This is a genomic window from Erwinia sp. AK-PDG3-5 (assembly GCF_056821705.1).
The window spans coordinates 653,144-678,737 of the sequence record NZ_CM165967.1 but is presented as its reverse complement, the minus strand read 5'-3'; the positions used below and the strand labels follow the sequence as shown (position 1 = coordinate 678,737).

The 25,594-nt window shown below is 48.6% G+C and carries 29 protein-coding genes and 1 pseudogene; 13 read left to right on the top strand and 17 right to left on the bottom strand.

Going from position 1 to position 25,594, the window contains the following annotated elements:
* Nucleotides 1–77 precede the first annotated feature (77 nt).
* The 5 genes from AC1UKS_RS03155 to AC1UKS_RS03135 all read left to right on the top strand — a co-directional run bounded on the left by AC1UKS_RS03155 (nucleotide 78) and on the right by AC1UKS_RS03135 (nucleotide 6,607).
* Nucleotides 78–1,019, top strand: a complete 942-nt coding sequence (locus tag AC1UKS_RS03155; RefSeq protein ID WP_482435676.1) for a 2-hydroxyacid dehydrogenase — start codon at nucleotides 78–80, stop codon at nucleotides 1,017–1,019.
* Nucleotides 1,020–1,104: 85 nt separating this feature from the next.
* The gene (locus AC1UKS_RS03150) at nucleotides 1,105–2,436 is read left to right on the top strand and encodes an MFS transporter (RefSeq protein ID WP_482435675.1); all 1,332 of its coding nucleotides are present in this window, start codon (nucleotides 1,105–1,107) and stop codon (nucleotides 2,434–2,436) included.
* 355 nt (nucleotides 2,437–2,791) lie between these two features.
* Nucleotides 2,792–4,864 carry an FUSC family protein gene (locus AC1UKS_RS03145; protein ID WP_482435674.1) on the top strand — a complete coding sequence of 691 codons (2,073 nt, stop codon included), beginning with the start codon at nucleotides 2,792–2,794 and terminating at the stop codon, nucleotides 4,862–4,864.
* Nucleotides 4,865–5,012: 148 nt separating this feature from the next.
* Complete coding sequence (locus AC1UKS_RS03140) at nucleotides 5,013–6,026, top strand: HNH endonuclease domain-containing protein (RefSeq protein WP_482435673.1); 1,014 nt, start codon at nucleotides 5,013–5,015, stop codon at nucleotides 6,024–6,026.
* Nucleotides 6,026–6,607 carry a class I SAM-dependent methyltransferase gene (locus tag AC1UKS_RS03135; protein ID WP_482435672.1) on the top strand — a complete coding sequence of 194 codons (582 nt, stop codon included), beginning with the start codon at nucleotides 6,026–6,028 and terminating at the stop codon, nucleotides 6,605–6,607. The genes AC1UKS_RS03140 and AC1UKS_RS03135 overlap by 1 nt, the downstream gene beginning before the upstream one ends.
* A 75-nt stretch (nucleotides 6,608–6,682) precedes the next feature.
* Here the strand turns inward: AC1UKS_RS03135 and AC1UKS_RS03130 are convergent, their stop codons facing one another.
* The 3 genes from AC1UKS_RS03130 to AC1UKS_RS03120 all read right to left on the bottom strand — a co-directional run bounded on the left by AC1UKS_RS03130 (nucleotide 6,683) and on the right by AC1UKS_RS03120 (nucleotide 8,888).
* Nucleotides 6,683–7,345 (bottom strand): RES family NAD+ phosphorylase, encoded by a 663-nt coding sequence (locus AC1UKS_RS03130; protein ID WP_482435671.1) that lies wholly within the window; start codon nucleotides 7,343–7,345, stop codon nucleotides 6,683–6,685.
* A complete protein-coding gene (locus AC1UKS_RS03125; RefSeq protein WP_482435670.1) occupies nucleotides 7,338–8,057 on the bottom strand; it encodes an integrase in 720 nt (239 codons plus the stop codon). Before AC1UKS_RS03125 ends, AC1UKS_RS03130 begins: the two co-directional genes overlap by 8 nt.
* Nucleotides 8,058–8,498: 441 nt before the next feature.
* Nucleotides 8,499–8,888, bottom strand: a complete 390-nt coding sequence (locus AC1UKS_RS03120) for a hypothetical protein (protein ID WP_482435669.1) — start codon at nucleotides 8,886–8,888, stop codon at nucleotides 8,499–8,501.
* A gap of 359 nt (nucleotides 8,889–9,247) precedes the next feature.
* Here AC1UKS_RS03120 and AC1UKS_RS03115 point away from each other — a divergent pair, with 359 nt between their 5' ends.
* The 4 genes from AC1UKS_RS03115 to AC1UKS_RS03100 all read left to right on the top strand — a co-directional run bounded on the left by AC1UKS_RS03115 (nucleotide 9,248) and on the right by AC1UKS_RS03100 (nucleotide 11,317).
* Nucleotides 9,248–9,733 (top strand): PAAR domain-containing protein, encoded by a 486-nt coding sequence (locus AC1UKS_RS03115; RefSeq protein WP_482435668.1) that lies wholly within the window; start codon nucleotides 9,248–9,250, stop codon nucleotides 9,731–9,733.
* Nucleotides 9,734–9,752: 19 nt separating this feature from the next.
* Nucleotides 9,753–10,535 carry a PAAR domain-containing protein gene (locus tag AC1UKS_RS03110; protein WP_482435667.1) on the top strand — a complete coding sequence of 261 codons (783 nt, stop codon included), beginning with the start codon at nucleotides 9,753–9,755 and terminating at the stop codon, nucleotides 10,533–10,535.
* Nucleotides 10,536–10,883: 348 nt separating this feature from the next.
* On the top strand, nucleotides 10,884–11,147 hold the full coding sequence (locus tag AC1UKS_RS03105) for a hypothetical protein (RefSeq protein ID WP_482435666.1): 264 nt from the start codon (nucleotides 10,884–10,886) through the stop codon (nucleotides 11,145–11,147).
* Nucleotides 11,144–11,317, top strand: coding sequence for a hypothetical protein (locus tag AC1UKS_RS03100; RefSeq protein WP_482435665.1), 174 nt, complete (start codon nucleotides 11,144–11,146; stop codon nucleotides 11,315–11,317). The genes AC1UKS_RS03105 and AC1UKS_RS03100 overlap by 4 nt, the downstream gene beginning before the upstream one ends.
* Nucleotides 11,318–11,695: 378 nt before the next feature.
* On the opposite strand, the gene AC1UKS_RS03095 is transcribed toward AC1UKS_RS03100, so the two are convergent.
* From AC1UKS_RS03095 to AC1UKS_RS03040, 12 genes and pseudogenes are all read right to left on the bottom strand, one after another.
* The gene (locus tag AC1UKS_RS03095) at nucleotides 11,696–12,646 is read right to left on the bottom strand and encodes a nucleotidyl transferase AbiEii/AbiGii toxin family protein (protein ID WP_088208769.1); all 951 of its coding nucleotides are present in this window, start codon (nucleotides 12,644–12,646) and stop codon (nucleotides 11,696–11,698) included.
* Entirely contained in the window at nucleotides 12,639–13,034 is a 396-nt protein-coding gene (locus AC1UKS_RS03090) for a DUF6088 family protein (RefSeq protein WP_088208768.1), read from the bottom strand. The genes AC1UKS_RS03095 and AC1UKS_RS03090 overlap by 8 nt, the downstream gene beginning before the upstream one ends.
* A 74-nt stretch (nucleotides 13,035–13,108) precedes the next feature.
* Nucleotides 13,109–13,942, bottom strand: coding sequence for a DUF4942 domain-containing protein (locus tag AC1UKS_RS03085; protein ID WP_094110323.1), 834 nt, complete (start codon nucleotides 13,940–13,942; stop codon nucleotides 13,109–13,111).
* 113 nt (nucleotides 13,943–14,055) lie between these two features.
* Nucleotides 14,056–14,376, bottom strand: a complete 321-nt coding sequence (locus AC1UKS_RS03080; protein WP_482435664.1) for a TA system toxin CbtA family protein — start codon at nucleotides 14,374–14,376, stop codon at nucleotides 14,056–14,058.
* Between the two features lie 36 nt (nucleotides 14,377–14,412).
* A complete protein-coding gene (locus AC1UKS_RS03075; RefSeq protein ID WP_064164243.1) occupies nucleotides 14,413–14,736 on the bottom strand; it encodes a type IV toxin-antitoxin system YeeU family antitoxin in 324 nt (107 codons plus the stop codon).
* Nucleotides 14,737–14,748: 12 nt separating this feature from the next.
* A pseudogene (gene radC, locus AC1UKS_RS03070) lies at nucleotides 14,749–15,219 on the bottom strand (RadC family protein).
* 70 nt (nucleotides 15,220–15,289) lie between these two features.
* Nucleotides 15,290–16,111 (bottom strand): DUF932 domain-containing protein, encoded by an 822-nt coding sequence (locus tag AC1UKS_RS03065; RefSeq protein WP_390215136.1) that lies wholly within the window; start codon nucleotides 16,109–16,111, stop codon nucleotides 15,290–15,292.
* 109 nt (nucleotides 16,112–16,220) lie between these two features.
* Nucleotides 16,221–16,631, bottom strand: coding sequence for an IrmA family protein (locus AC1UKS_RS03060; RefSeq protein ID WP_088911601.1), 411 nt, complete (start codon nucleotides 16,629–16,631; stop codon nucleotides 16,221–16,223).
* Between the two features lie 182 nt (nucleotides 16,632–16,813).
* Nucleotides 16,814–17,461 (bottom strand): hypothetical protein, encoded by a 648-nt coding sequence (locus tag AC1UKS_RS03055; RefSeq protein ID WP_390215137.1) that lies wholly within the window; start codon nucleotides 17,459–17,461, stop codon nucleotides 16,814–16,816.
* 5 nt (nucleotides 17,462–17,466) lie between these two features.
* Nucleotides 17,467–18,168 (bottom strand): WYL domain-containing protein, encoded by a 702-nt coding sequence (locus AC1UKS_RS03050; RefSeq protein ID WP_482435662.1) that lies wholly within the window; start codon nucleotides 18,166–18,168, stop codon nucleotides 17,467–17,469.
* A 212-nt stretch (nucleotides 18,169–18,380) separates the two neighbouring features.
* Nucleotides 18,381–19,256: a GTPase family protein gene (locus AC1UKS_RS03045; RefSeq protein WP_336982938.1), complete on the bottom strand. Its 876-nt coding sequence runs from the start codon at nucleotides 19,254–19,256 to the stop codon at nucleotides 18,381–18,383.
* A 133-nt stretch (nucleotides 19,257–19,389) separates the two neighbouring features.
* On the bottom strand, nucleotides 19,390–20,169 hold the full coding sequence (locus AC1UKS_RS03040) for a hypothetical protein (protein WP_336982937.1): 780 nt from the start codon (nucleotides 20,167–20,169) through the stop codon (nucleotides 19,390–19,392).
* An 814-nt stretch (nucleotides 20,170–20,983) separates the two neighbouring features.
* Between AC1UKS_RS03040 and AC1UKS_RS03035 the strand changes: the two genes are divergently transcribed.
* The 3 genes from AC1UKS_RS03035 (at nucleotide 20,984) to AC1UKS_RS03025 (ending at nucleotide 22,929) form a co-directional block, all read left to right on the top strand.
* Nucleotides 20,984–21,190: a helix-turn-helix transcriptional regulator gene (locus tag AC1UKS_RS03035; RefSeq protein ID WP_336982936.1), complete on the top strand. Its 207-nt coding sequence runs from the start codon at nucleotides 20,984–20,986 to the stop codon at nucleotides 21,188–21,190.
* 96 nt (nucleotides 21,191–21,286) lie between these two features.
* The gene (locus AC1UKS_RS03030) at nucleotides 21,287–21,883 is read left to right on the top strand and encodes a hypothetical protein (protein WP_336982935.1); all 597 of its coding nucleotides are present in this window, start codon (nucleotides 21,287–21,289) and stop codon (nucleotides 21,881–21,883) included.
* A 389-nt stretch (nucleotides 21,884–22,272) separates the two neighbouring features.
* Nucleotides 22,273–22,929: an inovirus Gp2 family protein gene (locus AC1UKS_RS03025; RefSeq protein ID WP_482435660.1), complete on the top strand. Its 657-nt coding sequence runs from the start codon at nucleotides 22,273–22,275 to the stop codon at nucleotides 22,927–22,929.
* Between the two features lie 331 nt (nucleotides 22,930–23,260).
* Here the strand turns inward: AC1UKS_RS03025 and AC1UKS_RS03020 are convergent, their stop codons facing one another.
* Both AC1UKS_RS03020 and AC1UKS_RS03015 read right to left on the bottom strand, forming a co-directional pair.
* On the bottom strand, nucleotides 23,261–23,569 hold the full coding sequence (locus AC1UKS_RS03020; RefSeq protein ID WP_482435658.1) for a hypothetical protein: 309 nt from the start codon (nucleotides 23,567–23,569) through the stop codon (nucleotides 23,261–23,263).
* Between the two features lie 76 nt (nucleotides 23,570–23,645).
* A complete protein-coding gene (locus tag AC1UKS_RS03015; protein ID WP_482435657.1) occupies nucleotides 23,646–24,629 on the bottom strand; it encodes a toll/interleukin-1 receptor domain-containing protein in 984 nt (327 codons plus the stop codon).
* A gap of 238 nt (nucleotides 24,630–24,867) precedes the next feature.
* On the opposite strand from AC1UKS_RS03015, the gene AC1UKS_RS03010 reads away from it, so the two are divergent.
* Nucleotides 24,868–25,587, top strand: coding sequence for a hypothetical protein (locus AC1UKS_RS03010; RefSeq protein WP_482435656.1), 720 nt, complete (start codon nucleotides 24,868–24,870; stop codon nucleotides 25,585–25,587).
* Nucleotides 25,588–25,594 lie beyond the last annotated feature (7 nt).

The window sequence follows — 25,594 nt, the reverse complement described above, 5'->3', positions numbered from 1 at the left end:
GATCCAGCTCGCAATTAAATACTCAGAAACCCCTTTAATAGTACGTATCCGACGTACTGCCTTTGAAGGGGAACCCCATGACAACTCACGCCATCCTGCTAATCGCTCCCGTACCTGACGGCCTGATGGACCGACTGGCCTCCGGCTGGACGGTTCACCGCCTGTACGAGCAGCAGGATCCGCAGGCCTTTCTGGCCCAGTCTGGCGACAGCATTCAGGCGGTGGTGACGCGCGGCGACATCGGCGTTCGCAACGAGGTCCTGCAACAGTTACCGCAGGTAAAGCTGATTGCCGTGTTCGGCGTCGGCACCGATGCCATCGACCTCAACACCACCCGCGCCCGCAAGATTGCCGTGACCATCACCTCCGGCGTGTTAACCAATGACGTTGCCGATATGGCGATGGGCCTGCTGCTGGCGGCATCCCGCCGACTGTGCCAGGGCGACCGCTTTGTTCGCGAGGGCCAGTGGCTGAAAAACGCCCCAACACTGGGCACTCAGGTCAGCGGCAAACGCATCGGCATTGTCGGCATGGGCAACATCGGTCAGGCGATTGCCCGCCGTGCCAGCGGATTCGATATGCCGGTCAGCTACACCAGCCGCAGCCGCCGTGAGTCGCTGCCGTACAGCTGGTGCGACGATGTGCAGAGCCTGGCGAAAGAGTGTGATTTCCTGGTGATTGCGGCCTCTGGCGGCGAATCCACCAAAGGGCTGGTTGACAGCACCGTCCTGCAGGCGATGCCGAAACACGCCTGGCTGATCAATATCGCGCGCGGCTCGTTAGTCGATCAGGCGGCGTTGATTCAGGCCTTACGCAAAGGCGAGATTGCCGGTGCCGCGCTGGACGTCTTCGAGCAGGAGCCGCAGGTTCCGGAAGAGCTGATTGCGCTGAACAACGTGCTGTTACAGCCCCATGTGGGTAGCGCCACCCACGAAACCCGTCAGCAGATGGCGGATGTGGTGTTCGCCAACGTTGAGGCGTTCTTCAACCAGAAGCCGCTGCCGACTGCCATCGATTAACGCGTTCATACCACCTGCCCAGGCCGGCTTTGTCGGCCTGCATCACCGGGATGGACCGTCATCCACTATTTCCAGAGGGCCTGAGATGAATAATAAAATACCCGGCACGCGCTGGCTGCGTGTGATAGCCCCGATTCTGATCACCTGCATTGTGTCGTTTATGGACCGGGTGAACATCAGCTTTGCCCTGCCTGGCGGCATGGAGCAGGATTTAGCCATCACCAGCCAGATGGCCGGTATCGCCAGCGGCATTTTCTTTATCGGTTATTTATTCCTGCAGGTGCCGGGCGGCCGCGTGGCGGTGAACGGCAGCGGCAAAAAGTTTATCGCCTGGTCTCTGGCGGCGTGGATGGTGGTGTCGATCGCCACCGGCTTTGTCACCAATCACTGGCAGTTGCTGGGTCTGCGCTTTGTGCTGGGGATTTCGGAAGGCGGGATGCTGCCGGTGGTGCTGACCATGGTCAGCAACTGGTTCCCGGAAAAAGAGCTGGGGCGTGCGAACGCCTTTGTGATGATGTTTGCGCCGCTGGGCGGCATGTTTACCGCGCCGATTTCCGGCTGGATCATTAACGCCTTTGACTGGCGCTGGTTATTTATCATCGAAGGCCTGCTGTCTGCCGCCGTGCTGCTGGTGTGGTGGCTGGTGATCAGCGACCGGCCGGAAGAAGCCCGCTGGCTGCCCGCGCGTGAGCGTGAATACCTGATTACCGAACTGACCCGTGAGCGCGAAGCGCGCAGCAAGAAAGCGCCGGTTGGCAAAGCGCGGCTGAAAGACGTGTTCCGCAACAAAGGGTTGATGAAGCTGGTGCTGCTGAACTTCTTCTACCAGACCGGCGATTATGGCTACACGCTGTGGCTGCCAAGCATTCTGAAAAACCTGACCGGTACCAATATGGCCAACGTGGGGTTGCTGGCGATACTGCCGTTTGTCGCGACCATTGTCGGTATCTACCTGGTTTCGATGATTAGCGACAAAACCGGCAAACGCCGTCTGTGGGTGATGATTTCGCTGTTCTGCTTTGCCGCGTCGCTGCTGGCTTCCGTGGTGCTGCATCAGCATATCGTCGCGGCTTATATCGCCCTGGTGTTCTGTGGTTTCTTCCTCAAAGCCGCCACCAGCCCGTTCTGGTCGATGCCTGGCCGTATCGCCTCGGCCGAACTGGCCGGGAGCGCACGCGGGGTGATCAACGGTTTAGGTAATCTGGGCGGCTTCTGCGGCCCTTACCTGGTCGGCATTATGATCTACTTCTATGGTCAGGGAACCGCCATCTGCGCGCTGGCAGGCTCGCTGATTATTGCCGGTCTGATTGCCACCACGCTGCCGAAACAGTGTGACCTGGTGGAGGATGCCGACGACGGAAAAGTCGGTGCCGGGCATGGCAAGATGGGGCACGGTGTTTCGCACCAGGGACGGTAAGAATGTGTTGAGCGCTCGCCCCGTTCTTTTACGAATCTTTTTTATGGTTACGGGACGGTTTCTGAGCGTTAACTGACATTAAGTTGATCGCTATCATTGACAGGATTTATTGATCGGCTGTTACGGGTAACGTGCAGCACCTTGTTATCGCTAAATAAGCCCCTGCTTTTACTGGCAGGGGCTTTTGTGGTTAGGGTTGCCGCTGAAGTTTATTTATATAGTTTCAACTGAAGATAATTTCATGATGGGAATATCTTTTTTGATTCAGTAACAATTTGACGTAGTTAACCCCATGAATTGGGCGCGTATTCTGGCAGGATGCTGCGCACTTAGTGTGCATCTGGTAGTCCCTGTCATGCAGTGGTTTTCGAAAAACGCCGTTTTGTTTTCAGTAAAGACCTGTCTTGCGGCCTTTCTGGCTGTCTATATCTCGCTTGAACTGAATCTGGATAAACCGGCCTGGGCACTGACTACCGTTTACGTCTCTTCCCAACTTTACTCCGCTTCAACCATCTCGAAATCGATCTTCCGCCTGATGGGCACGCTGCTGGGTGGGCTGTTTGTATTCCTGATTTATCCCGAAACCGTGCAGTCTCCGATGCTGTTCAGCCTGTGCGTGTCTTTGTGGGTCAGCTTCTGCCTCTATCTGTCGCTGCATGACCGCACGCCGAAAAGCTATGTGTTTATGCTGGCGGGCTACAGCGCTGCCATTATGGGTTTCCCGGCGGTGACCATGCCGCTGAGCATTACCGGCACGGTGATTTCACGTATTGAAGAGATCGCGCTGGGCGTCACCTGCAGCAGCTTTATTCATGGATTACTGCTTCCAGTATCGATGCGCAACCTGCTCGAGCAAAGCGTCACCGTCTGGTACCAGAACGGGCGCAAGATGTGCAGCGATCTGCTGACCGGTATTCCGAAGCACAACTCGCCGGAGCGGGAAGATATTCTGATCCGCATGGCGCAATATCCGCAGCAGGTCGAAGCGCTGATTACCCACTGCGTATATGAAGGTGACGCGGCGCGCAGGCTGATCCGCCTGGTGAGCGTGCAGTACCAGCATCTCTCTTATTTGATCCCGACGCTGGCCGCGATTGAGATCCGTCTGCATCAGATGGCGCAGCTGGATATCCGCTTTCCGGAAACGGTTTCCCTCGCCTTTCAGCAGTTTCTGCTGTGGCTGAACGCCGGGGACGATCTCAGGGATAACGCCGCGATTCAGGCCACGCTCACCGCCACTCAGGCCGATCTCAAACGTGCCTGGCAGAGAGGCGAGTTGCCGATTGACGAGTGCCTGGTGCTCACAGGGTTACTTGAGCGCCTGGCCGACTTTGTGCGCATCGCCGGGGCGTATCACAGCGTCAGTAACCTGGTCAGCGATCTGTCGGGCGATACCAGCCTTGCACGTAAAGAGCGATCGCGCCCGCATACCGACACCGGCCTGCTGCTGCTCTCCGCGACCACCTCATTCCTCGCGACCTTTGGTGCCTGCCTGTTCTGGATGGGCACCGCCTGGCGTGATGGCGCCTCCGCGCCGATGATGGCCGCGATCCTCAGCTCATTCTTTGCCAGCGCAGATACGCCGGGCAACTCCATGAAGCTGTTTATCAAAGGCACCGTAATTTCGATCATTATCAGCGTGCTGTACGTCGCGCTGCTGATCCCGCAGGCCGTGACCTTTGAAAGCCTGATTATCTGCCTGTCGCCGGGTCTTTTTGTGCTGGGGTTAGTGATTGCGAATCCTTCGACCAACATGATCGGCCTGAGCGCCGCGATCCAGCTGCCCGGTTTAATCGGCTTGAGCCACCACCTGAAGCCTGACCTGACGCTGGCGATCAACACGGCGATCTCCTCGATGACCGGGATTCTGTTTGCGGTGGTGATCACCGCGATAATTCGTAATAAGCGCCCGTCATGGATTGCCCGCCGCGCGGTGCGTTCAGGGCTGGGCGAGCTGCTGCGATTTGTGAAAGAGATGGAACGTAACGGCTCATCGCTGCTATCACGTCAGCACTTTATTACACGCATGCTGGAGCGCGTGAACGTGATCCTGCCGCGTATGCGCCTCGATCCGCATCCCGACCTGCTGACCGCTGGCAACCTGGTGACCGAGGTGTGGCTGGGCGCGAACTGCTATGACTATTACGCCCGCAACCGCGAGGTGTTGGGGCAGCATCAGCTGGATAGCGGTCAGATGTTCCACGAGCTGGCGCTGTTCCTGAAGCGGCGAATGAAGTCACTGAAAGTGGCTCCGCATCCCGCCCTGCTGGACGAGCTGGATTTGCTGCTGCTGGAGCTGGAAGGCCTGGCCACCCGCGACGAGCAGCTGTTCACGCCGCTGTTCCATCTGTACAGCATCCGCCTGTGGCTGTTCCCGGATCGGGCGTGGCCAGATAAGCCGTTGGCGTATTTGAGGATGCGGCGGTGAGGGTTTGGGTGGTGATGTTAAAAACATCCGCGCCGCTATAAGCGAACATTGTTAAAGATGGGTTGTTTTTGGATTTACAATTACTGCGTTTTGTTATGTGATCGCGTAACTCTCTTTATTACGAGCCGCCTCACAAAACAGGACATTTATGCGTTTCTATCAGGCCGATCCTAAGCTGGAGCATTACTGGCGTGGTGTAATCCTTTTTGGCAAGAATGTCGCGTCCTACAAATTTGCGCTGGCCCATGCGCTGTATGACCTGAAGCAGCCTGGTAACGACCTGATCACCCTGGAAATGCTGGCCGCGCCTTTTGCCCGCCATATTTGTGCTCATCTGGAGCAGGCACCCAAACAGATCACCAGCAAGCAAAGCCAGTTTCTCGATGCCTGTTTGCAGTTCAACAAGGGTGAAATTACGGAAGAGCAGTTGATTGGCATTACCGTTAAACGCGGTTTTGCCAATGTGATTGATGCTTTTCATAACGTCAATCAGGCTGAAATTCACAAGCGTTTTTTCCTTGATGAACGTAAAACGGAGAAAGGCATTCGCCTGACCGACAATTACTACCATCTGACCGAAAACGATCGGTTTCCTAATCTGATTCGGGAAACCGATGCGCGCTGGCGACTGGTTGAGGAAGCCTGGGCAATGGGCGTTTCACGTAACCTGATTGCCGTGGAATATGATGAAGACAGTAAGATGTTATTCAGCCGCAGAAACAACAGGCGCATTAACATTACCAGCTGTCGCGACAGCCTGAATGGCTATCAAAAAGGCTACTGTTTCTATTGCTACCGCCCTATCAGTATCGCGATGGGTGAAACCGACCTTGCCGACGTCGACCACTTCCTTCCCTTTATGCTGAACCATTCAGTCAGCAATCTGGACGGCGTCTGGAACCTGGTGCTGGCCTGCCAGACCTGCAATCGTGGGCATCAGGGGAAGTTTGCCCGGATACCTTCCACCAAATTGCTTCAACGTCTGCATGACCGTAATGAGTACTTTATTAACAGCCATCTTCCGCTGCGCGAAACCTTGATCCGTCAGACGGGCAATACGCCGGCTTTGAGGCATAATTTCCTGCAGCAACACTGGCAAATGGCGAAAGAAACGCTGTTCCATGTATGGGAACCTGTCGCACAGGGAGACGGTATTTTCTGATGAATGACGATTATTACCAGCAAAACGCACAGCGCTTTTTTGACGAGACGGTGGATGTCGATATGTCTGCCGTCTATCAACCGTTTCTGGCTCTTCTGAAGCCAGGCGCCCGTATTTTGGACGCGGGATGCGGCTCGGGCCGTGATACCAAAGCGTTCAGCGAGCTGGGTTATGCGGTTGATGCTTTTGATGCCTCTGCGGAGCTTGTCGGGCGAGCGAAGAAACTTACGGGAAAACCGGTTGAGGTGATGCGCTTTCAGGAGCTGACTGCGGTTGAGCATTATGACGGCATCTGGTGCTGTGCGTCGCTGTTACATCTGGCTGAAAAGGAGTTGCCGGAGGTGATGGCGCGGCTGGCAAACGCACTGAAACCTGGCGGCGTTTGGTATGTATCCTTTAAGTATGGAACCGGCGAGCGGGTGAAGGACGGCAGGCGATTTACGGATATGAATGAGGATCGGCTGAGTGGGATTGTTTCGGCTTTGCCAGATGTGCATTTGAAAGATATCTGGACGACAGGCGATCGTCGGCCTGACCGGGATGATGTTTGGGTTAATGGCTTGGTGGTGAAGGCGGGCTGATTATTGCCGGTGGGGTTTAGGGCAGCATTTTTAATAAGCGCTTATTGGGATTATTGATTAACCAAATGCTATTTATTACCCACCACCCGCCGCCAAAAGCACCACACCAAGCTGATCGGCTTCTTCCTCAATGGCATCCAACACCTTCTCTGATTCATTTATCACTTCTGATTCAATCTCAACCTTCAGTTGAGTTACTTCGATACGGTCGCCGAATAGCATCAACGCCGCATCACCATGCTGTTTAGAAGACCATTGAAGCCCCTGAACGTCCGGGAAAGCCTGGTATATCGCCACCGCGTATTCCCGGGTGAAAATATACTGTTCGGCAGAAGAGTCCAAAAGCTGGGCTCGCGTAACGCCCATTTTGCGCAGTGTTTTAGGATTAAGATCTGCAAGTTGAAGGTCAATAAGCGGCGTGATAATCGAATGCGCCATTCCGGCCAGCTTTCCCAAATCGTAAGGTGCGCCAGCGGAGTCTGCCGGCAGATCGTGGAACAGCGTTTCCATCACCGCCACGCCGGTATTCTCACCGCCGTATAAGGTCGCTACGCCGTTACTCATTGGGCTAAAGCGAGAGTTCCCTTTGCCTGGATTGAACTGCACCGCACTGTAATCCGCTGAATGCACCCGATGAAGCCGTTTGCCAGCAGGCCAGGTGACAAAGTTCACCTGCAAATTAGCCTTGGGCTGACGTATTTTGCGGGCAACAACCTCCTTGTCATCAGCATCAGCCATGAACGGCGCCCTCTCTCTCTGCCTGCGCCGCTAACAGCACCTGTTTAGGCTGGGATGCCAGCACATCTTTAGGCTTTTTGCCGCCAAGCCAGCTGTTCTCCGACCCAAACCAGATGGCGAGTCCCCACGGCGTTTTCTTCTCGCCGAACAACGAGATCACCTGCTTCACCACCGGGATTGGACGGAAACCTTCATCCAGCGCATATTCCGGATAGTTGTCCTTGCCTTGCAGCTGCAGGGCAAAAATACTGCCTGCCGATTTCCAACGATTCGGCCCAGCGCTTGGATTACTGCTCTGGAAGTTGGCTTTTTCGGAGAGTTCACGCGCCGTCAGCCAGACGGAATCTGCCAGAATACGGTCGTTCAGCTGTTCACGCCGTTGAGCATTCCGTTCGGCCCTGGCCTGTTTGCTGGTTTGTTCCAGAGGTTCAGTGACGACCGCCAGCGTTTTTCGTCTACTGGAAGCCGTGCTCTTGTTCAACGCAGGCTCTTTCTGGCTAAACGAAGCCAGCACGGCGTTCAGGGCAGCCTGCATCGCCACCTTCATGGTTTCATTGAACGCCGGGTTACGCGCTTTCGTGGTGCCCAAATCAATCACCAGGTATTCCGCATCGGCATGGGTTTCTAGGCTGTGAAGCTGGTCGCCACTGAGGCTCCTCACATCGAAGGAGTGATCTTCACGCCGTGCAGAGTTGTTTTTCGCTGCCATCATTAACCTCGATTGACAGATGGATATATCGGTTATATCCATTATATCTGGGATGTGAGAATTGTCGAATATTTGAGCTAAATGAATTGGGGCATGCTGTAAGGATTGGGCTGTTCCTGTATCAGGATAAGCCCAAAAAGTAGGATATTGTGCGGGTTAGAGCAAAACCACCAACCTTAGACATCAAGATCCTTGGGTTTTAGAATTTCCTCAAGTAATTGGCACTCTTTAGGGCGAGGGATTATGTTTGCAAAAGAGATAAAGAAAAGGAATAGTACTACGGCAGCAAAGTACAAAAGAGAATGTCCCCAAATTGGGTACTGTTGACCTCGGTAGAGGGATATAAAAACATAACATGCGGATAGAACTAAAAACTGTAATGAAAACAATCCATACAACACGTTCTCTAACCAGAAGGATGTCCCCTTTTTAAAAATAATATTATCATTTTCCAAAAAAATAAAATTCTTGAATTTTTTTGAAAAAACCCACTTTTATTAATACTCTGTTTTGCATGTAAAGCTGCCATATAGCTTTCTGCTTCGCTACATCTGATATGCCCGTAATACGATATCCAACACTCCTTTCAATTTCATCCTTTAAGCCAGTACGAACTTCTTCAGCAAGGCTATGGCTATTAAGGATGCGCTGTAGTTCGTTTACTCTGGAATTTCTGACATCATTAAAGAATGTGAAAATCCCTTTAACCTTCCAGATAACCAGAGCCAAAGGACAAGCGATGGATAAAAAGATAATAACTTGTGTGAAATTCAATTCACCACTCGATATCCCTAATGTTAATAGATTAATAAAACTACTACACATTTCCATCATTTAGCTCCCTGCTATGCTATTTGAAAATTGACAGGTTCCATATTTGGAATATGGTAACCATGATTTCACATATTTGTTTAAATCTGTTTTCAAGTCATTAAATGTCACACAACATAATAAAAACAGATTAGAACCAGACTATACAAGTGGAAATAATAATTGTCGAAAATTTTTTTTCGCACCATGAGCCTGGACTTGTTTATCACCTAACTTGGCTAAGGATCAGCTCTCTCCTAAGGTACTCCCTATCCAATGACCTGCCCCCAGTGCTATTTGGCTTAAGTCTAATACTTCTTGCGCATGTGATTAATGTTTGTAAAATAAACTCTGTGTTTATTTCTATACTAGTAGAAGGACTTATGCAGAAATATACTAACGAGATCACCACATCCGTGATCGAATTATTCAAGAATCCGTACAGCGTGGAACAGCTGGCAAACGCAGACGACGAACAACGTCAGATTTTCGAATCCCATGTAGAAGAGATGAAAGACCGCTCTTTAGTGGAGATCTGGCGCTTCGCCACTGCCGGATCCCTTACACTAAACGGCGGAAAAATTGAGCACGCCAGCGCCAATGATTCATTTACTTTTAAGGACGGAAGCGAAGTTAGACGGGCAATGGTTGGTGATGACGTTGTTTATCCTGACGGAACACGCGCAAAAATTATCAGCGGCTCAGGTTCAGCCGCAACCAATGCCAACGGTGTGTCTTTTGCCCTTGTTGGGAGCCTGCTTGATAACGGTGACGTGATTATTAGCACCCCACAAGATTTTACTCTGCTGTGTCAATTAGATAACAGCCCTGCAATGCCAGCCAATTTTCTCACTCCAGTAACATTCTAAAAATAAAGGTGAGAAGAAAATGGCTAATGGTTTTTGGGTAGTGCAAGGTGATAAAACAACATGCGGTGGATCAGTGCTATCTGGACATCCGCCAGGAAAGTTAATTGACCCGAACAGAAACAGACAAGCGACAGTAGGCTGCAAAGTGTCCTGTGGTAAACATCCTGGTTCTTATAGTGTGGGAGGTGGATACCCAGGTGAGGTTATTCATGGGCAATTAGCTGCCAGTACGATCTACAGTCGTTCCACCTGTCCATGCAAAGCATTTTTCATTCCCACTCATACTTTTATGTCACACGGGCCTTACCAACCAGCCTTGAGAGCAACAACAGTACCAGTGGCTGAGAAAGCGATATCTGAACCATTGCAGGAAACAGAACAACACGCCCAGACAGCGAAGAAGCAAAACAGCTTTGCTGACACATGTAAGCCAAAAGATAACCAGCTTTTAAACGGCGTTTATATCTGGACTGAAACGACAAGTGCGGGTCACGCTTTCGTTTCGGTGCATGAGAATAACCGTATCTCCCTATATACCTATGGACGCTATGGGCGCACTGATAAAAGTACTTTTACTGGGGATGGAATTTTAGATTTTTTCCAGGATGAAGATGCGCTTAATTATTACCGATACGAACTTTATGAAATGGGTGCTCGCGCATTTCGCATTGATGATGCTGATCCTAAATTAATCCGTAAATTTTCGAAAACCTGTGGAACAGAGGTGTGCTACCAAATCAAACGCCCAACATGCAAGACGGCACAAAGCGAAGAGGCCGCACGATTGATAAATATGATGTGACTGGTAGCAACTGTACCACTCACTCAGTCAAGGGGATTAAGTTTGCTGGCTCAAAGGTATTCAAACACGGTTACACATCCACGACAACTCAGCTACTAATCGACATAGAAGAAGATTTCACTATTCCGGTATCACTGCAAAGCTATCTTGAATCGAAGAGTGCAGACGACTCTTCAATGCTCGTTGTCGAGATGGCAAGTGCATGCAGGAAGCAGTTTCCAAACATAGAGAACAAAAGCCCTCAACCATCGGGGGGGAGTGCAAAATTCCAACAAGCGGCGGCCGATTCTGGCTCAACATCCCCATACTCAGGCGGTACAGTAGGCGGCTCATTGGGAAGCACTTACGATGACGAATAAGAAGTTCTGGATCAGATGGGTGAGTATCGCGCTGCTCTGCGCTGCTTATTACGTTATAGTGCTTTACTTCGATCTTGTCTTCGCTCTTAACTTTTCGGAGACAATGAGCCAGGGCGGGGAATTTCCACCTTCTCAATGCACCTGGTTTGTTAAGGAGCTATCGCAAAATCATTCCGATTCAGCTTTAGCCTCTATAGTGGGTTTCGCTGTATGTCTCCCTCTGATCTTGCTCGTCTTCAAGAAAGTTAGATGACCGATAAAGGCTGGAGAGTTTCAGCCTTTATTCTTCTCACTGGTAGAAGTAAATTAAATAAAACTTTAGAAATTATAAGCTATCAATACAAACGCTTATTTTCACAACTTTTAGAATCAGAGCTATCAAGAGCGAAAGAATATTTAAAGACGATTGCAACCCTCATATAAATTCAAGAGTGGCTGCCTTTTTGTGATCTTACCGAAAATATCGATGATACTCCTTGGTTCAAAAGACATTAGGATCATTTGTGTGCAGTTTTCTCAACAAAAATAAGATACCCCAAGAATAGCCACGCAGCAAAGAATGAACCATGGACTGAATTCAAACCAAAAAAAAAGCCACCTAAACGGTGACGTAATTTTTCATACACTATGGGAAGGCCGGACTCGCACATAACGATTAACCATTTTATTTATAAACAATAAAAAAATAATATTTAGATAATATACCAACATCGATACCAACACATTAAATCGTTGATTTTGGGACTCGAATCGGGGCAAGAGTTACCTGGAAAATGCTCACCATCGAGCGTATCTCTGGCGCTATGCATCAATCACATCCAATGCCGTTATGCGAAAACAGGCATAGGCCTCTTCCCAGGAAACGTGGCTTTCACCGAACACCATTGGTGTAACAAACTGCAGATAGCGTTCCTTATAAACAGGGTTGCTCGCCAGTTCTTCCAACCCCATTTTTAGTTCTTCAACAGGCGACTCGCAGAATTCAGGATACTGAGCACCGTAACGTTGGATATCCTGCTCAATACATTCCTGCACAAAGCGCTTCAAAACAGGAACGTCAGCACCTTTTTCTCTGACAATACAAAAGTTGTCGTAGATATGACGCACCAGTGACTCATCCACTGCACGCTCCACATTACGCACGCTTGCAGCCGTTCTGCGCATCATCGAGATCAGTTTTTCAGCCTGCGTGCTACCGATAGTTGCGCAGGGAAAAGCCCTCACTACTTCGCCCTTCTTTGTTAGATCCATTACCAGTGAGCTAATAGCACGATTTTCCGCAGCCTCAAGCAAATCCGTTTCCATCAGTTCCAGTTTGATAAATGGCCTTAAACAGGGAATTTGTGCATATTCCTGCGGGTAGCGTACCGGAATTTCATTATAGCGATATTCATCACGAGTAACCTTTGGATACTCTTCGTCCATGCGAAACGTATCTGAGGCTGCAATCGTTTCGATAATGGTCTGAATAATACCCTTACGAATGCTTTTACGCTTACCTCTGGAATATTGCTGGGAAATACCGGCGACAGGAACAAGCTTAATGTCCACGTCCTCCGACATCCTGTTCAAAGATATCCCCGCTTTTGACAATGCTGTTCCACCGGCAAAAACCAGTTGATGCGTGTCAAACGCCAGAGGCTGGAGCAATCGCAATAACTCAACGATGTAATAATCTTTCTCTACAATTGCAACTGATTCAATGCCCAGGGCATCGGCAACATCAGGGAATAACTTTATTAAATCAGCCATTTAATTTGCTGTTCCCTACTGACAATGTTCTCTTAAAACGTGGTGAGGTTTTGATTTCCACTAACGCAGGGATCTGGGTGGATTTACCGCTATTATAGGCGCTTGTTGCGCCTGCCAGACGGTAATCCACTTTCAGACGTTCCAACGCCTCAATCATTACCGCAGCAGAACCTCCGGGAGCAGCAGGCATCAGCTTACCGGTAATCGCATTTTGCCGCGCTTTGGTGTAGACGCCATAGCCTACTTTCAGTAGCTGCCCTTCCTTCATCAGCTCACGCAGTGCTCTGCCTATTTGATCGTAGCCAGCAAGATCTTTGAAATCGTCACGAGTGAAAACATAACGCTTTGAGCGCTTCAGCCGTGACTGAATTCGAGCTTTTATGGTCATGTCATCCTCCTTTGTTCGTTTCTTCATCATAGCAAACATACGACACTTTTAACAGCAAACATACGACAACTCACTTACCTCGCAGCCAGCATTCCCGGATAGTGTTTAGCTATGATATCGTTCATACGTTTAATCAACTCCAGACGCTTGAAGGTCAAGTGTGCCGTACCTTTTTGATAGTAACGAATGCTGAATAACTCATCTTCATAAACATTTTTAGCCGGATTATCACGAATATGCTCCATCAATCGGGTAGAGATATCACCCCGGTTGTCAGGGATGGGTTTGCCATCCAGTAGAAACAGCATTCTCTCCAGATCCGCCAGTTGATCCCGTCGCCAACCCCAGTTAAGGCTAAAGCCCCAGCGGTTATGCGTCACCAGATTGTTAATGATGATCTTCTTACCGAAGCAGCAGGGACTATTAGTTTTGTAATCCCATGACAGACCTTTGAACACGTTGATGATCCCGCGCTCAAAGACATCCATTTTGTTCAAATGTAACTGCTCAAAAGTACTGAGGATATTCGCCTCACTGATCTCAGGAAGATCGCCCTCCTCCAAATTCTTATGCCACTGGTCTCGAGCCTGAGCATCCATCAAGGCCATCATGCCAGACTTCAGCATCAAATCGCGCCAGATACTGCGATCTATATTGCGGGTGACGGCAGGCATTGCTTTATCAGCCTTTTCAGTCAGCCAGCTATCGTAGCGGTGCCCGGACTTCATTGCCCAGTCTTGCGCTGTACCACCGCCAATTTCTGAGGTCAGCCGTGAAATGGCATCAAGCTGCTGAATGAGTTGTTCGATCCGTTTTAGTGCGGTATCGCGGCCCGTGACAACACGCTCGATACTGGTCGAAAGAATGAGTTCATTGTGTTCCGTCAACACGTCGGGTTCTGTTTGCATCGTTAATCGTCCATAAAAGCAAACACGCCTGCCGGGAATGGCAGGCGCATTATGCGATGAATAAAAAAGGTGGGAAGTTCAGAAGCCAAAATCAGGAATGAGGCTCGAAGAATTTAAGTATTTGTTAATCCGGTAGCTCGCCTGGCTCGGAGAATATCAGTCGCGGTCAGGAACGGAGTCTGTTCCTGCCAGCTAAACCCTTTGCGGTCGATGCGTACCAGTTCATAACGTTCCACCAGAAAATTAACAGCATCGGCGAGCGTGATTCCTGCATCGATATGCTCCTCGATGGCCGCGTCGTCATGGAATGGTATGTCGTTAAGCGTCAGGCCGTAATGGTGATCCAGCAGATACGTTAAAAGTTGCTGCCAGACCTGCACGGGCGACGGACGTGACGAAACCGGCACCTTGGCCGGTACAGTTGAAATGTGCATGGGTAGAATCCTGATAAAAGAAGAAAAGAGAAGGTGTTACGGTGTGGGATAAATAGAAATGTAAACGTAACCGCAGCTACCAAGGGTATCAGCTATACAGGTTAAACTCGCAAGTTGAATTTTCACCTGACGTTGCTGATGTGGATTTAGTTCGCCAGCACACAGCATATCTTCCAGTTGTTCGACAAACAGCGGGAAAGCCAGATCTAATTTCTGCAGGTGCATTGGACTAAAACTCCCCGTCAATCCAGCCCTGTCAGCCAGGTAATACAGCCGGTTGCCTTCCTGAACTAATCTTGCGGCAAATCGAGGGGTGATATCGCTTTGTAGACCCCATTCATGAGGTGGTGTGATTGACATGAAAACCTCCGTTTAAATCAAACCCTGCTCAGCAAAAGACACCACTTCGTTCCCAACAACCAAATGATCCAGCACTCGCACTTCTACCAGTGCTAACGCTTTCACTATCCGCTGAGTGATGTGTTTGTCCTGCTGACTGATTTCTGTCGTACCTGACGGATGGTTATGCGCCAGAATTACCGCAGCGGCATTGTGTTTCAGAGCTAATTTAACCACTTCGCGGGGATGAACTTCGGTATGGCTGAGTGTGCCGGTAAATAGAGTTTCGCATCCCAGTAGGCAGTGCTGATTATCGAGATACATCACGATAAAAACTTCACGCTCCTGATGAGCCATCTGTAATTGCAGCTAGGTCTTAGTGAAGCTGGTGGAGGTAAATGGCTCACTCGGTTGACGCTGATATTTCTCCAGCAGGCGTAATGCCCGACGAATGACGCGTTGCTCGTTTGCAGGAAATACCGGGGATAAATTAAATACAGACATTTTTGTTCCTTAAAACAAAAAGCCTCGCCGGTTTATTGGCAAGGCCTGAGGGAAGGGATAATAAAAAGGTTCATGAGGCAAGCTGCAGCATATTCTCAGCCATCACCCACAGAGCACGGTTAAGCTTCACATCACCGTCGATACCTTTTACAGCACGAGTATGGGCACGTTTGCCTTTGGTGGTTCGTCCAGACAGACCGCCTTTAATCAGGTTTTCCTGAATGCGCTGATAAGTGGTCCACAGGTCGTTACTTTCATCCTGCCAGCGGCGCGGGGATAGGATTTGCGAATCCGTCACCGGCTGATGCTCTTCACCAAAGCGATAGGTTAATGCCGCTTTCGCCATCGCCTGCTGTGCTGGCGGAGTTAACATTAGCGACTGCATGGCATCGCGTTTCTCTTCTACACGGTCAAATATTCCCAGCACTTCGTAAGCCCCTTCAATGACTTTCTCCACCACGTTGCCTTTATGAGGTACACGAACCTCACCAAAACTCTCACCGCAAATTAGTCCATTCTGGCAGGCTGAACGAAATAATCCCGGCAACATCTGATAACTGCTCGAACCATCGTGGCTGTTGAGCAGAATAATTTCCGGAACTTGCTTGCCAGTGATTTGGCCCTCACGGCGAAGACGCAGCATGTGTTTGGTGTGTTCGCGCTTGCTCTGGTCGCGCACTCGGGTCTGACAGGCAAAGAAAGGCTGGAAACCTTCACGTTGCAGATTATCGAGCAGGGTTATTGTTGGGATATAGGTGTATCGGTCGCTGCGGGACTCATGCTTTTCTTCACTGAAGACGCTGGGCACGTAATGTGCCAGTTCGTCGTGAGTTAATGGGCGGTCGCGGCGTACAACATTAACCGCACCAAAGCGGCTGGCTAATCGGATCATGATTAATTCCTTTTTTGGCGATTAAAAAAGAAAAGGCCATGCTTCCCGAAGGAGGCATGGCCTGATGTTGTTGTGAGTCTGAAGTCTGGCAGATTTAAGTCTAAGCCAGTTATGATGCCTTATTCACAGCAACCGATACTGACAGTGGCTGATAATACTGAGGGTCGAAAACGGACAGTGGCAGCCTGGCCTGATGGCCGTTGCGCTCTTCGGTCGCATTCATGATTTCAATAGCGCTGACGTTTTCGACACATTCATGCTCAAGAAAAGCTTCCTGAGAACGAGTAGCATCGCTGTCTCCAAAGGGGGCTACGTCCATTGTTCCCGTCGCCAGCGTGTTGCCCGCCTTGTCTTTCAGCCCCAGCGAAACAGACAGAGGGCCAAAACCCACACCGCTACCACCATTATCCAGACGGAACTGATACACACAGATATTACCGGGAGTCCACACGGTATCGGTATTGCGGATACTGATATAGCGTTGTTCATCTGCGTAAGCAGATGACGGATGGCACAGCATTAAAACGACAATGGCAGGTAAGGTTTTAGCCAATCGGCTGACGAGTGGCATGATTTTGCTGTAACTAGGTTTTGCCCATACCCTTACTATTGTGAAAGAAGGTATATCTATATCTTTCTGACAATCCTTTTCCATCGTTCTTTTCCTTCAGTGGCATTTGGGACGTGGCTTTTGGGAAGTGCTCAGCAGTTGCCTGTGCGACGACACAATTCCGCTAAGCTTTGCTGTGCGACCCATTGCTGTAGTTTCCGATCCTCTTCCGAGCGCTTAGCCGCCAATGTGGCTTGCTGCTGTTTATTCACACAATTATCTGGCATCACCATAATGACTTTTGGGGCTGTCTGTTGTCTGACTTTTGCAATCTTAGCCTTAAGAACAGCATCCGTATCTTGGGGTGCAGACCAGTCGGGGTATATAAGAGCATCGATAGCCTTATCACGTACCGAAGCTTGGTTATCAATAACGGCAAAGTAGCAGCCTTCCCCTTTATCATCTCCCTGATAAACCGTTTCAATGTCGTTGTAGGTTTCACCGACAGGATTCAGTTTTAGTTGACGAATAGTGTGGGTTTTCTTATCGGCAAGGAAAATTGCACCACCACCACGGGTACGTAGCAAAAACTGCTTCGTCCACGGGTAGTTATCAATAACATTGGCCTGGTAGAGCATATTGTGCAGCGTATTGTCATCCATGCCATCAGCTGATTTCCAGCCGTCAGCCTGCATGTACTCCCAGGCTTTGACAGAGCCGACGATATTGCCAGCGTCAGCCGGAAAAACTGCACTCAGACAAACGCTGGTAGCCAGCAATGTAGTGGTAAGTAATTTCATCGTGGTTATTCCTTCTGAGGTATAAGCCCGCCGGCAGTTGCGACAAGCAATGAATGGAAAAAGCGAAAGTGGGGTAAAGCCTGAAGAAAATCCGGGTGAGAGAGGATATCGCGCATCGCTATATCAGGAGCGAAGCTGCCGTTGTGGAGCGTGACTGCACGAATATCCGTCAAGGGAAATACTGCTATCCGGGTCTGATGCTCGCCTGTCAGATACCACTCGCCGTCACGCAGAACTAGCCGATAGGGAGCGAGGCCTGTACAGCGGCAACCGTTACCGAGCAGCGTCACCTTTCGATGTTCTGATACCGCGCTCACTAACCGAGTGAATACGCCTGATTCTGGGGATGAAACCAGGGATCTTCCCTGCCAGATAAGGCAAGGAGACTCTCCTGATCCGCTCAACAGTGAACTGACCAGATGGTTATCCATATCAGGAAACAGAGCTTCAACGCCTGACTGACGGGCAAATTTCAACACTGCTAACTCTCTCTGGCGGCTACCGGATAGCAAGCGGCATCGGCCTTTGCGATACTCCAGATCCAGGTACATCAGACGTTCCCGAAAGTCCCGGCGTAGAGTTCGAACCGACACACCAAATTCAGTTGCCAGCGCTCGTAAATCCAGTGTTTCTCCAGCTACCAGGCGGCTGATAATTAACGATAGTCGGACGGCAAGCCGGTCATGACGACGTTCAACCTGAACCATGAGGCAGGTTCTCCAGTGATATAATTAGCTGAAAATAAAACGATTATTCTAACGAGGGGGAGGGACAGGGAATGGACACCAGAAGACGTATTTTTTACAGTTGCCAAAATCAACCGTGACGGGGCGTAAAGGGAAAACTGTCGAAATTCAGCAGATTATAAAACATCAGAACGGACAGGGTATGTCCCGAAGATAATGGCAGGTAAGCCAGGTCAGAAAAAAATCCAGTCCCAAACGGCGCGAGCAGCGGATACTACGGCATCGCGGACAGTGCGAATAACTGCTTTCAGTGGCGCGGGAATAAATGATGCCGCTTGCGCAGAATCAAACACCTCCCCAACCGCATTACCAAAGCCCTCACGAGCCTGCTTTTTTACCGGCTCACTGCATAACCTCCCATGCAGTTGTGTCACCAATGGGCTGGTGGCTCGGTCTGGCAGGCAGCACATCATCGTTTCTATCATTGATGGGAGATTCCATTCTGTTCTCGCTGAGACAGCGCACACCGGATGGTGTGGTGAGAATAACTGGCGAATAGACGCCAGTCTGGCCTCGATATTCACCAACTGATGCGGGGATGGTGCATTGCTGGTGACAAACCATTCATGGCATGGCTCGATTTTGTCAGCCTGGCTAACGACAAAAAGCACCCGCTGGTGGTGGTCAGACATAACCCGACGGTAGAAACGTTCATCCACGGAAAACGCACGATCATCAGCTTTAATAACCCACAGGATGAGGTCCAGCTCAGGGAGAATATTGCGATATAAAGATTCATATTCTTTATCCCGTTGCTCACTCTCGCCTACACCGGGTAGGTCTACAAGTATCAGGCTATGGTCGCCGCTGCTAAGACGCAATCGAAGCACCTCACGAGTGCAGGCGTTGACATCGCTAACGGAAGTGACCTCACCCTGGAAAAGCGCATTACAGAGCGATGATTTTCCCGTACCTGTTTTGCCCATGATGCCGATGATCGGTTCGTAGTGAGTGAGCTTGTAAATATGGTCAAGAATGTGTTTACCGAAAGCATGGGGGAGTGATGCCAACGGTTTCTCGATGGCTTGCAAACCTTCTGATTTTTTCATGAAACGACCTCAGACAGAAAAACAAAACCCCCGAGCCAATAAGGCGTCGGAGGTGATTCACTGCGATAATATCTGTCTGAAATTATTTGGAATGATGTTCAGATGTGTACCCTATTCCTCATCTGGTTTAATACTATCTAGTCTTCAATATACTGACACGTGAGAACTCATTATCGATAAGGCATTTGAGTGTCTCATCTAGCGTCATGCTTTTATTTTCAGCAATCTGGCCCAGCCTTTTTTGGTATAGTTTATTCAATTTCAAGGTAGGAGTTGTATCTTTAATCTTTTTCCTACGGGATTTTTGCTCCCAAGCTTTACTCAGTTCTTCGAGCAATATTTCTTTGTGGCTTAAAGTATTTGCACCACCCAAACCATGAGAAATGAACTTCCCATCCTTTCTTCTTTTATTTTCTTTCAGATAACCTAGTTGCTCGTCACTCCACCCTTTCCAGTTATCAAAGATAGCAATAATAAAATGGTAGCGTTGCTCACAGGAAATAGGTTTGGTATCAATAGAAATATATTTCTTCCTCATTTGCTCCCAAACCCATAAACATTGCTCTTCATTATTCTTATCCAGCCATGAAAATGCTCTAGGGAACTGATTGCTGGCATTAGCCCAAGCCCCCATCACTTCCGTGATAGCCTGGTCTGCTGCCCTCGTCGATTGGTGCATTTTCAAAATGACATCGATTATTTTTTCCATTACATCTGGGATAACATCCGTATTCGTTACCCTAGAGAAGTCTAATCCATTAGCTTGTTCACATTTTGGTGGGGGAAAATTCAGATCCAAGTCCTGCAGATTTATGTCTAAATCCTGGAAGTTTATCTCGCCTTTATTATTTATTTTTCCCGTATTTTGAGGGGACATGACCACATCGGGGGCATGGACATGAAACTGTGGCATATCGAGCTTTGTTCGGATGTTCGTACTGGCGAGTGCTACGGTTTTGTTCGCTAGTAAACGAAAGAGAAAAAAATGCATTGCCCTTGGGTTTTTCCTCAACCACTTTAGGCGACTTGCCTGTCGCAGTCTCTTTTTTCGCATTTCCCGTTCATCGAATTCATACCCCTCCACGATACCTCTCCTACCCTAGAATGGTGTTTTCCATCATTTCACTCAAGAGTAAAAGAAGATAATCCAGATGTAAACCATACTTTTTCTGAATGGAAGAATGATATAAAAGCCGTGCAATAACGTAGTAAAAGTGTAGTGCTCAATTTCGGTTACGAGAAAAATATCAATAAGTTAGGTATGACACCTAGCCTTTCCGCATCAAGAATACAGTATTCTACTTACAATCCACGAAGAAACCTACCCCATGGTGTTCTGCACAAAAATCGTAGCCAAATTCAGCAGGCACGTCCTTCTACCATTAACTCGATTGACTACTCAGTAACTGCCAAGGAAAGAAGTGGATGCTTTATTCACTTCCGCAGTAAACGACCTTTGACATGCAATGAAAAAATTTCCCTTAGTGCAGTGCTCAATGGCAGCCAAGAAATTGGTATGGAGCAGCGTTCAGAGAACTCAGTAGCTGATAGCTGGCGGTTCGTTATGATGCAGCACTTAGGGGATCGATTTTCCAATAGGCCAGTAGTGGCATAGAGGTCAATGACCTTCAACTTTTTTACAGATTACCGGGTTGGTATGCCGAAGCACGTGGTCGTTATCAAATATAACGAGTCCAGCTTAGTTTACTTAACCGGAGAATCAAGCAATGTCCAATCAACCTTCCTTGCTCGAAGATCAGTTTATCGACATGACTTTTATTACCAAACTCGTATGCATGACAGATAAATTTATATATAAGCTAATCAAAGATGGTTCCTTCCCAAGACCCATCAAATTTGGCCGCAGCTCTCGCTGGCGTAAAAGCGAAGTCGAAGTTTGGCTGCAAGAACGCATCAACCGTTCCCGTAAATAATCTCACCCCGAACTAAATCCGCAGCATGAAATCATTATCCGGCTATCCGGAGGTTTTCTGCTGCCTGTCATCTATACCCGAAGGAATATTTAAACCATGAAAGAATATAAACCCCGATACGAAGAGCTTCATAAATGCTACCAGACCTGGTTGACAGACTTTACGAAGCTGACAGTCAGGCAGGGAATGTGCCATCAAAATATATATCACTATCATAGCCTGACGGTTGGCTGTCTTAAATTCCCTGGGAAAGAAGCTGTTATTGCTATTGTGCCCCACTGGCTACACCGGCTTATTTACGGAAAGGCAGCGGCAGCATCATTATCGATAGATGATGACCTGAACGTAAGCTTATTAACGCAGGAGCACTTGTTGGCCCACCATCCCATGCTTGAAGGTGTTCTGCTTTCCGAATGCGTCCGTTTAAAACATCGTTCACTGGCAAATAAGCTCACCAGCCTGTTTCAGCAGTTTAGAGGGACCGAGCTCCGTCTAAAGCTTGTCTGGCTGTGCTGGTACGATTTGATGCTGGGGAATTGTCTTGCTGACTGGATTGAGAATCTAAAGTTTAAATCAAGCGAGGAGATAGATAACTGGGTTAATGACCGTCAGGCTGAGAACCACATACTTACCAGCAAGATGGATGAGTACATCTGTTTTGCCTATCGTACAGTACTCGATCCACTGATTTGAGCCGCTCGAGATGCGACGGATACATAACCATTCCGGGGCAAATACATATTTTATGGAACTGCTAACTTCGGAGTAATTATTGTCGTTGAAACAATAAGTTAAGCCTTGCCCCAAAAGGTTCCGCTAAGCGGAACTAATGTCGGATAGGTAATATTCACCTGTAGGGTAAGGACCTAATAGCCTGTCAGTAATTTTATAATACAAATACTTAAGCAAACCTCTGCAGGGCATAAGGCTGTAACAACGTGAGTTGCATACTAAATCACAAACAACACCTGCCCAGTATCCCCATCAGCGTTAATTGCTGAATTTCCCAATCACTATACCTGTCTGTGTTCCAAGAAGGCAGCTCTATGCCTGCTGTTTCCCGACAGGTGGAGGAATCCATTATGTTTTTGTTCGATGACATCATCCACCCAATGGTACTGGACCAACGCCAGGAACCTTTCAACGATAAATATCTACAGCGTATCGAAGGGGTACTTTGTAACGCACTGCAGGACCATCCACAAACCACGGTTATCAGGGTGGATTTACACTTACCTGAAGCCGGAGATGTGGGTGACAGCATTGTCAGTGATGCTGACTTAAGCCCGGGGCTAATATCCCGCTTTATCGACTCACTAAAAGCTCAGATAGTCGCTTACCGACAAAGAAAAGCCAGGGAAGGTAAACGCTGCCATCGCTCTTCAGTTCGCTACGTCTGGGTGCTGGAGCAACCAGAACTGTGTGGCAAGAAGCATTATCACATGGCCCTCTTCGTCAACACAGACACGTTCAATGCTCTGGGAAGCTACGACGAACAGGGGAAAGGTCTGGGCTCTCTTGTTCAGATCGCATGGCTAAGTGCGATGAAGAAGCGTGACTGGCCTGAATATCTGACGCTGGTGCACTTTGTTGATAACCCTTTGGCTTTCCTGGAGCTCAATAAGCCGGGGTTTCTGGATAAACTAGATGCTCTGACTTTCCGTCTGAGCTACATGGCAAAGCATCGAACTAAACGCTATAGCAGTGCTGAACGCTCATTCGGCTGTAGTCAGGACTGAGATTCCCTACACCGTTTTTGCTGATGGCGACTTATTTACGCCATAACTCCATAGTGTGACAACCGCCCCGCGATACCCTTCTCAATCCTTTTAATCTGAACAACAGCATGGCGTCTGCCTGCCCTTCAGGGACGGCTTACGCCTGCCAGCAGGAGTCTGAATATGTTCCGAGGCTATAACCACACGGGTTAACAGAGACAATCGACACTATACGCAATCTGGCACTAATTATTAAAGGTAAGTCGCAGCCCAGCCGACCACGCCAGAGCTACAGCACTGAAGTAGAACTGAGATCAACGATGCTGGATTAGTCTGTTCTATAATCTTCTGGTCACTGGGAACTCCTATAATGTTTTTTGCATTCATCTATCGCTGAAAACATATCCCGCGCAGGACGCATTTGATAAGTAATTGCCATTTGAAATCCACCGTTCTGGAATCCGAGATGGTCCAGACTGATAATTTCATCCGTTTTGGCCCAATACTTATCGCCGTTCGTCTCCAATACCTTCTCGCGATAAACCATAATTTTTTCTGGATAGTCTGGTCGTTCTCCTTCTTTTGAAAATATTTCGTAACGGACATATCCATTACTTTCGTCTCCAAGTAACAGCACCTTGGCAAGGTTAAGTTGTACCATTTCTATATCCTTATCGTAATTTGTCAGTACCGGCTTCGTTCAAATTGGGTTAAGTTAACGATTCTGAGGCGATTAATCATCGACACATACGTTGCTTGATTACTCCGAAGAACATTCCCCAAAGATGTTCTGAGATCCCCTCATTCGTCAGCAGCTGTTCTCGTGAGTTGACACTGCTAAATCCACCCATCAAGGCACGAAAACCGAGAATTTGACCGTTATCAGTAAGGGTCAAGCTTTCGTTATAGCTGTTCCGAATAACGTTCTCTTGGCTATAACAGATGTCCCCCATTCCATGATGTTGATTGCCACGCCAGATGCCACATTGACCAACCTTGCTACCGTTGATATAGACCGCGCAAGTGAATGAATTCGCATCAAGCCGATGGAAATCGACGTCTAACCCAGCATGGCGTTTCTTGAGTTCATCCAACGAGTTCTCAAAATAACGGGCGACATACTCAAAACCTTCACGTCGGGCTCGATCTTTATCAAGGTCGGTAAAAGTCTTTGGTAGAGATAGATTGCTGGATCGTGGAGTAAAAACTATCTCTGTTGCCTGATACCCAAGATTCCCCGGAGCCGGAGAAGAGACATGCGCACTCTGTAGTGATTTTTTCGCTTCCATACTGGCAATAGCGCGAGAGACGGCATCAACGACCTGAACATAACCTTCATCATGGCTGGAAAATTTGGTTATGGGTTTACCGTCGATTGTCGCCGCCATAATGCTGCCGAACGGCAACTGGTGCCAAGCGCATTCTCGTAAAATCACCGGTATGACCACTACCTCACCCCGCTTGTGACGTTCCATCGCGTTGGTCATTTCAACCTGATAGCAGTAATCGGAGGCGATAAAATCGCTACTGATGAGCAATAGAATAATATCGGCTTCGGAAAAATAATGATCAATCTGGTGTTCAAATTCCTGCCCAGGATCGATGCGGCGATCGTGCCATGTGGTGATTTTCCCCATCCGCTTGAGGGGCGAAAGATGTTTCTCGAGCTCATTGCGTAGTTCTTCATCTACATGGGAATAAGAAAAAACAAGGCTAATCATAACGGTGAAGACTCCTGAGGCGCAGAAATTGACTAGTTCTATTCTGCCTCAGATATGGGTAAAGGTCACTTTTCTCACTATTTTTTAGGGTTATATCTTTCTCGATTTTTTTTGCTTTTCACGCGCTTTGATTGTCAGATGAACAATGCGCTTACACTGTCATTGCATCCAGTATTTTTCTTGTTTTTACACCTCGATTGAGGTATAAAAAACAGAAAATACATAAGAGGCACTGCCAATGTACTCTCACAATCTCGCAAAAACTGTCGTGCTGGCTGACCATGGTGACGTTGAGTCTTATCTACAGCCTATGAATCTCAGCCAAAGTGATCTTGGCCGTATCCTCGAAAGAGGGTTATCAGGCCGTTACTCAACGACCCAAAACCACCCTGCAATTTCACGTGGGCAGTATTTTTATGGTGAGGGAGTTAGCGGTGCTCGTGAGATTCTTGCGCCAAAAGGGTACAAACGGCTATCTATTCGAAATGTTGAATTAACAGTGAGCGATAAAGTTGCAATTTACCTATGCCGTGGCTGCGATCAAACTGGGCTTCTTCATGGATACCCTGAATCTCGCCTAAAGAAAGGTGATTTTACTTGCGATCTGATGGGATTGATTCACAACAATACCCCAGGGCAGGGAGATCTCAAACTTGACGATAACCAACTTAAGTTGGACCTTGATCTACCCGAGGGCGATATTGTCCCTCTCCTGCCAAATAAAATCGGAATGGACTTATGGTTTTTACTCTACGATTTTTATGAAATCGATGACTTTCACCGTGTCGGTATCCGTGCAGAACTTTCTCGGCCTGTCTCGTACAACGATAAAAATGTAGTTAATAGCTTTTCTACACGTTTGATACTTGATATCAACGGACCTGAGCCGATTATCCAAAGTAATGATGCACCACTATTTACGCCGGATATTGACCTCGACATTTTAAAAGTAGGCTAAGTATGTA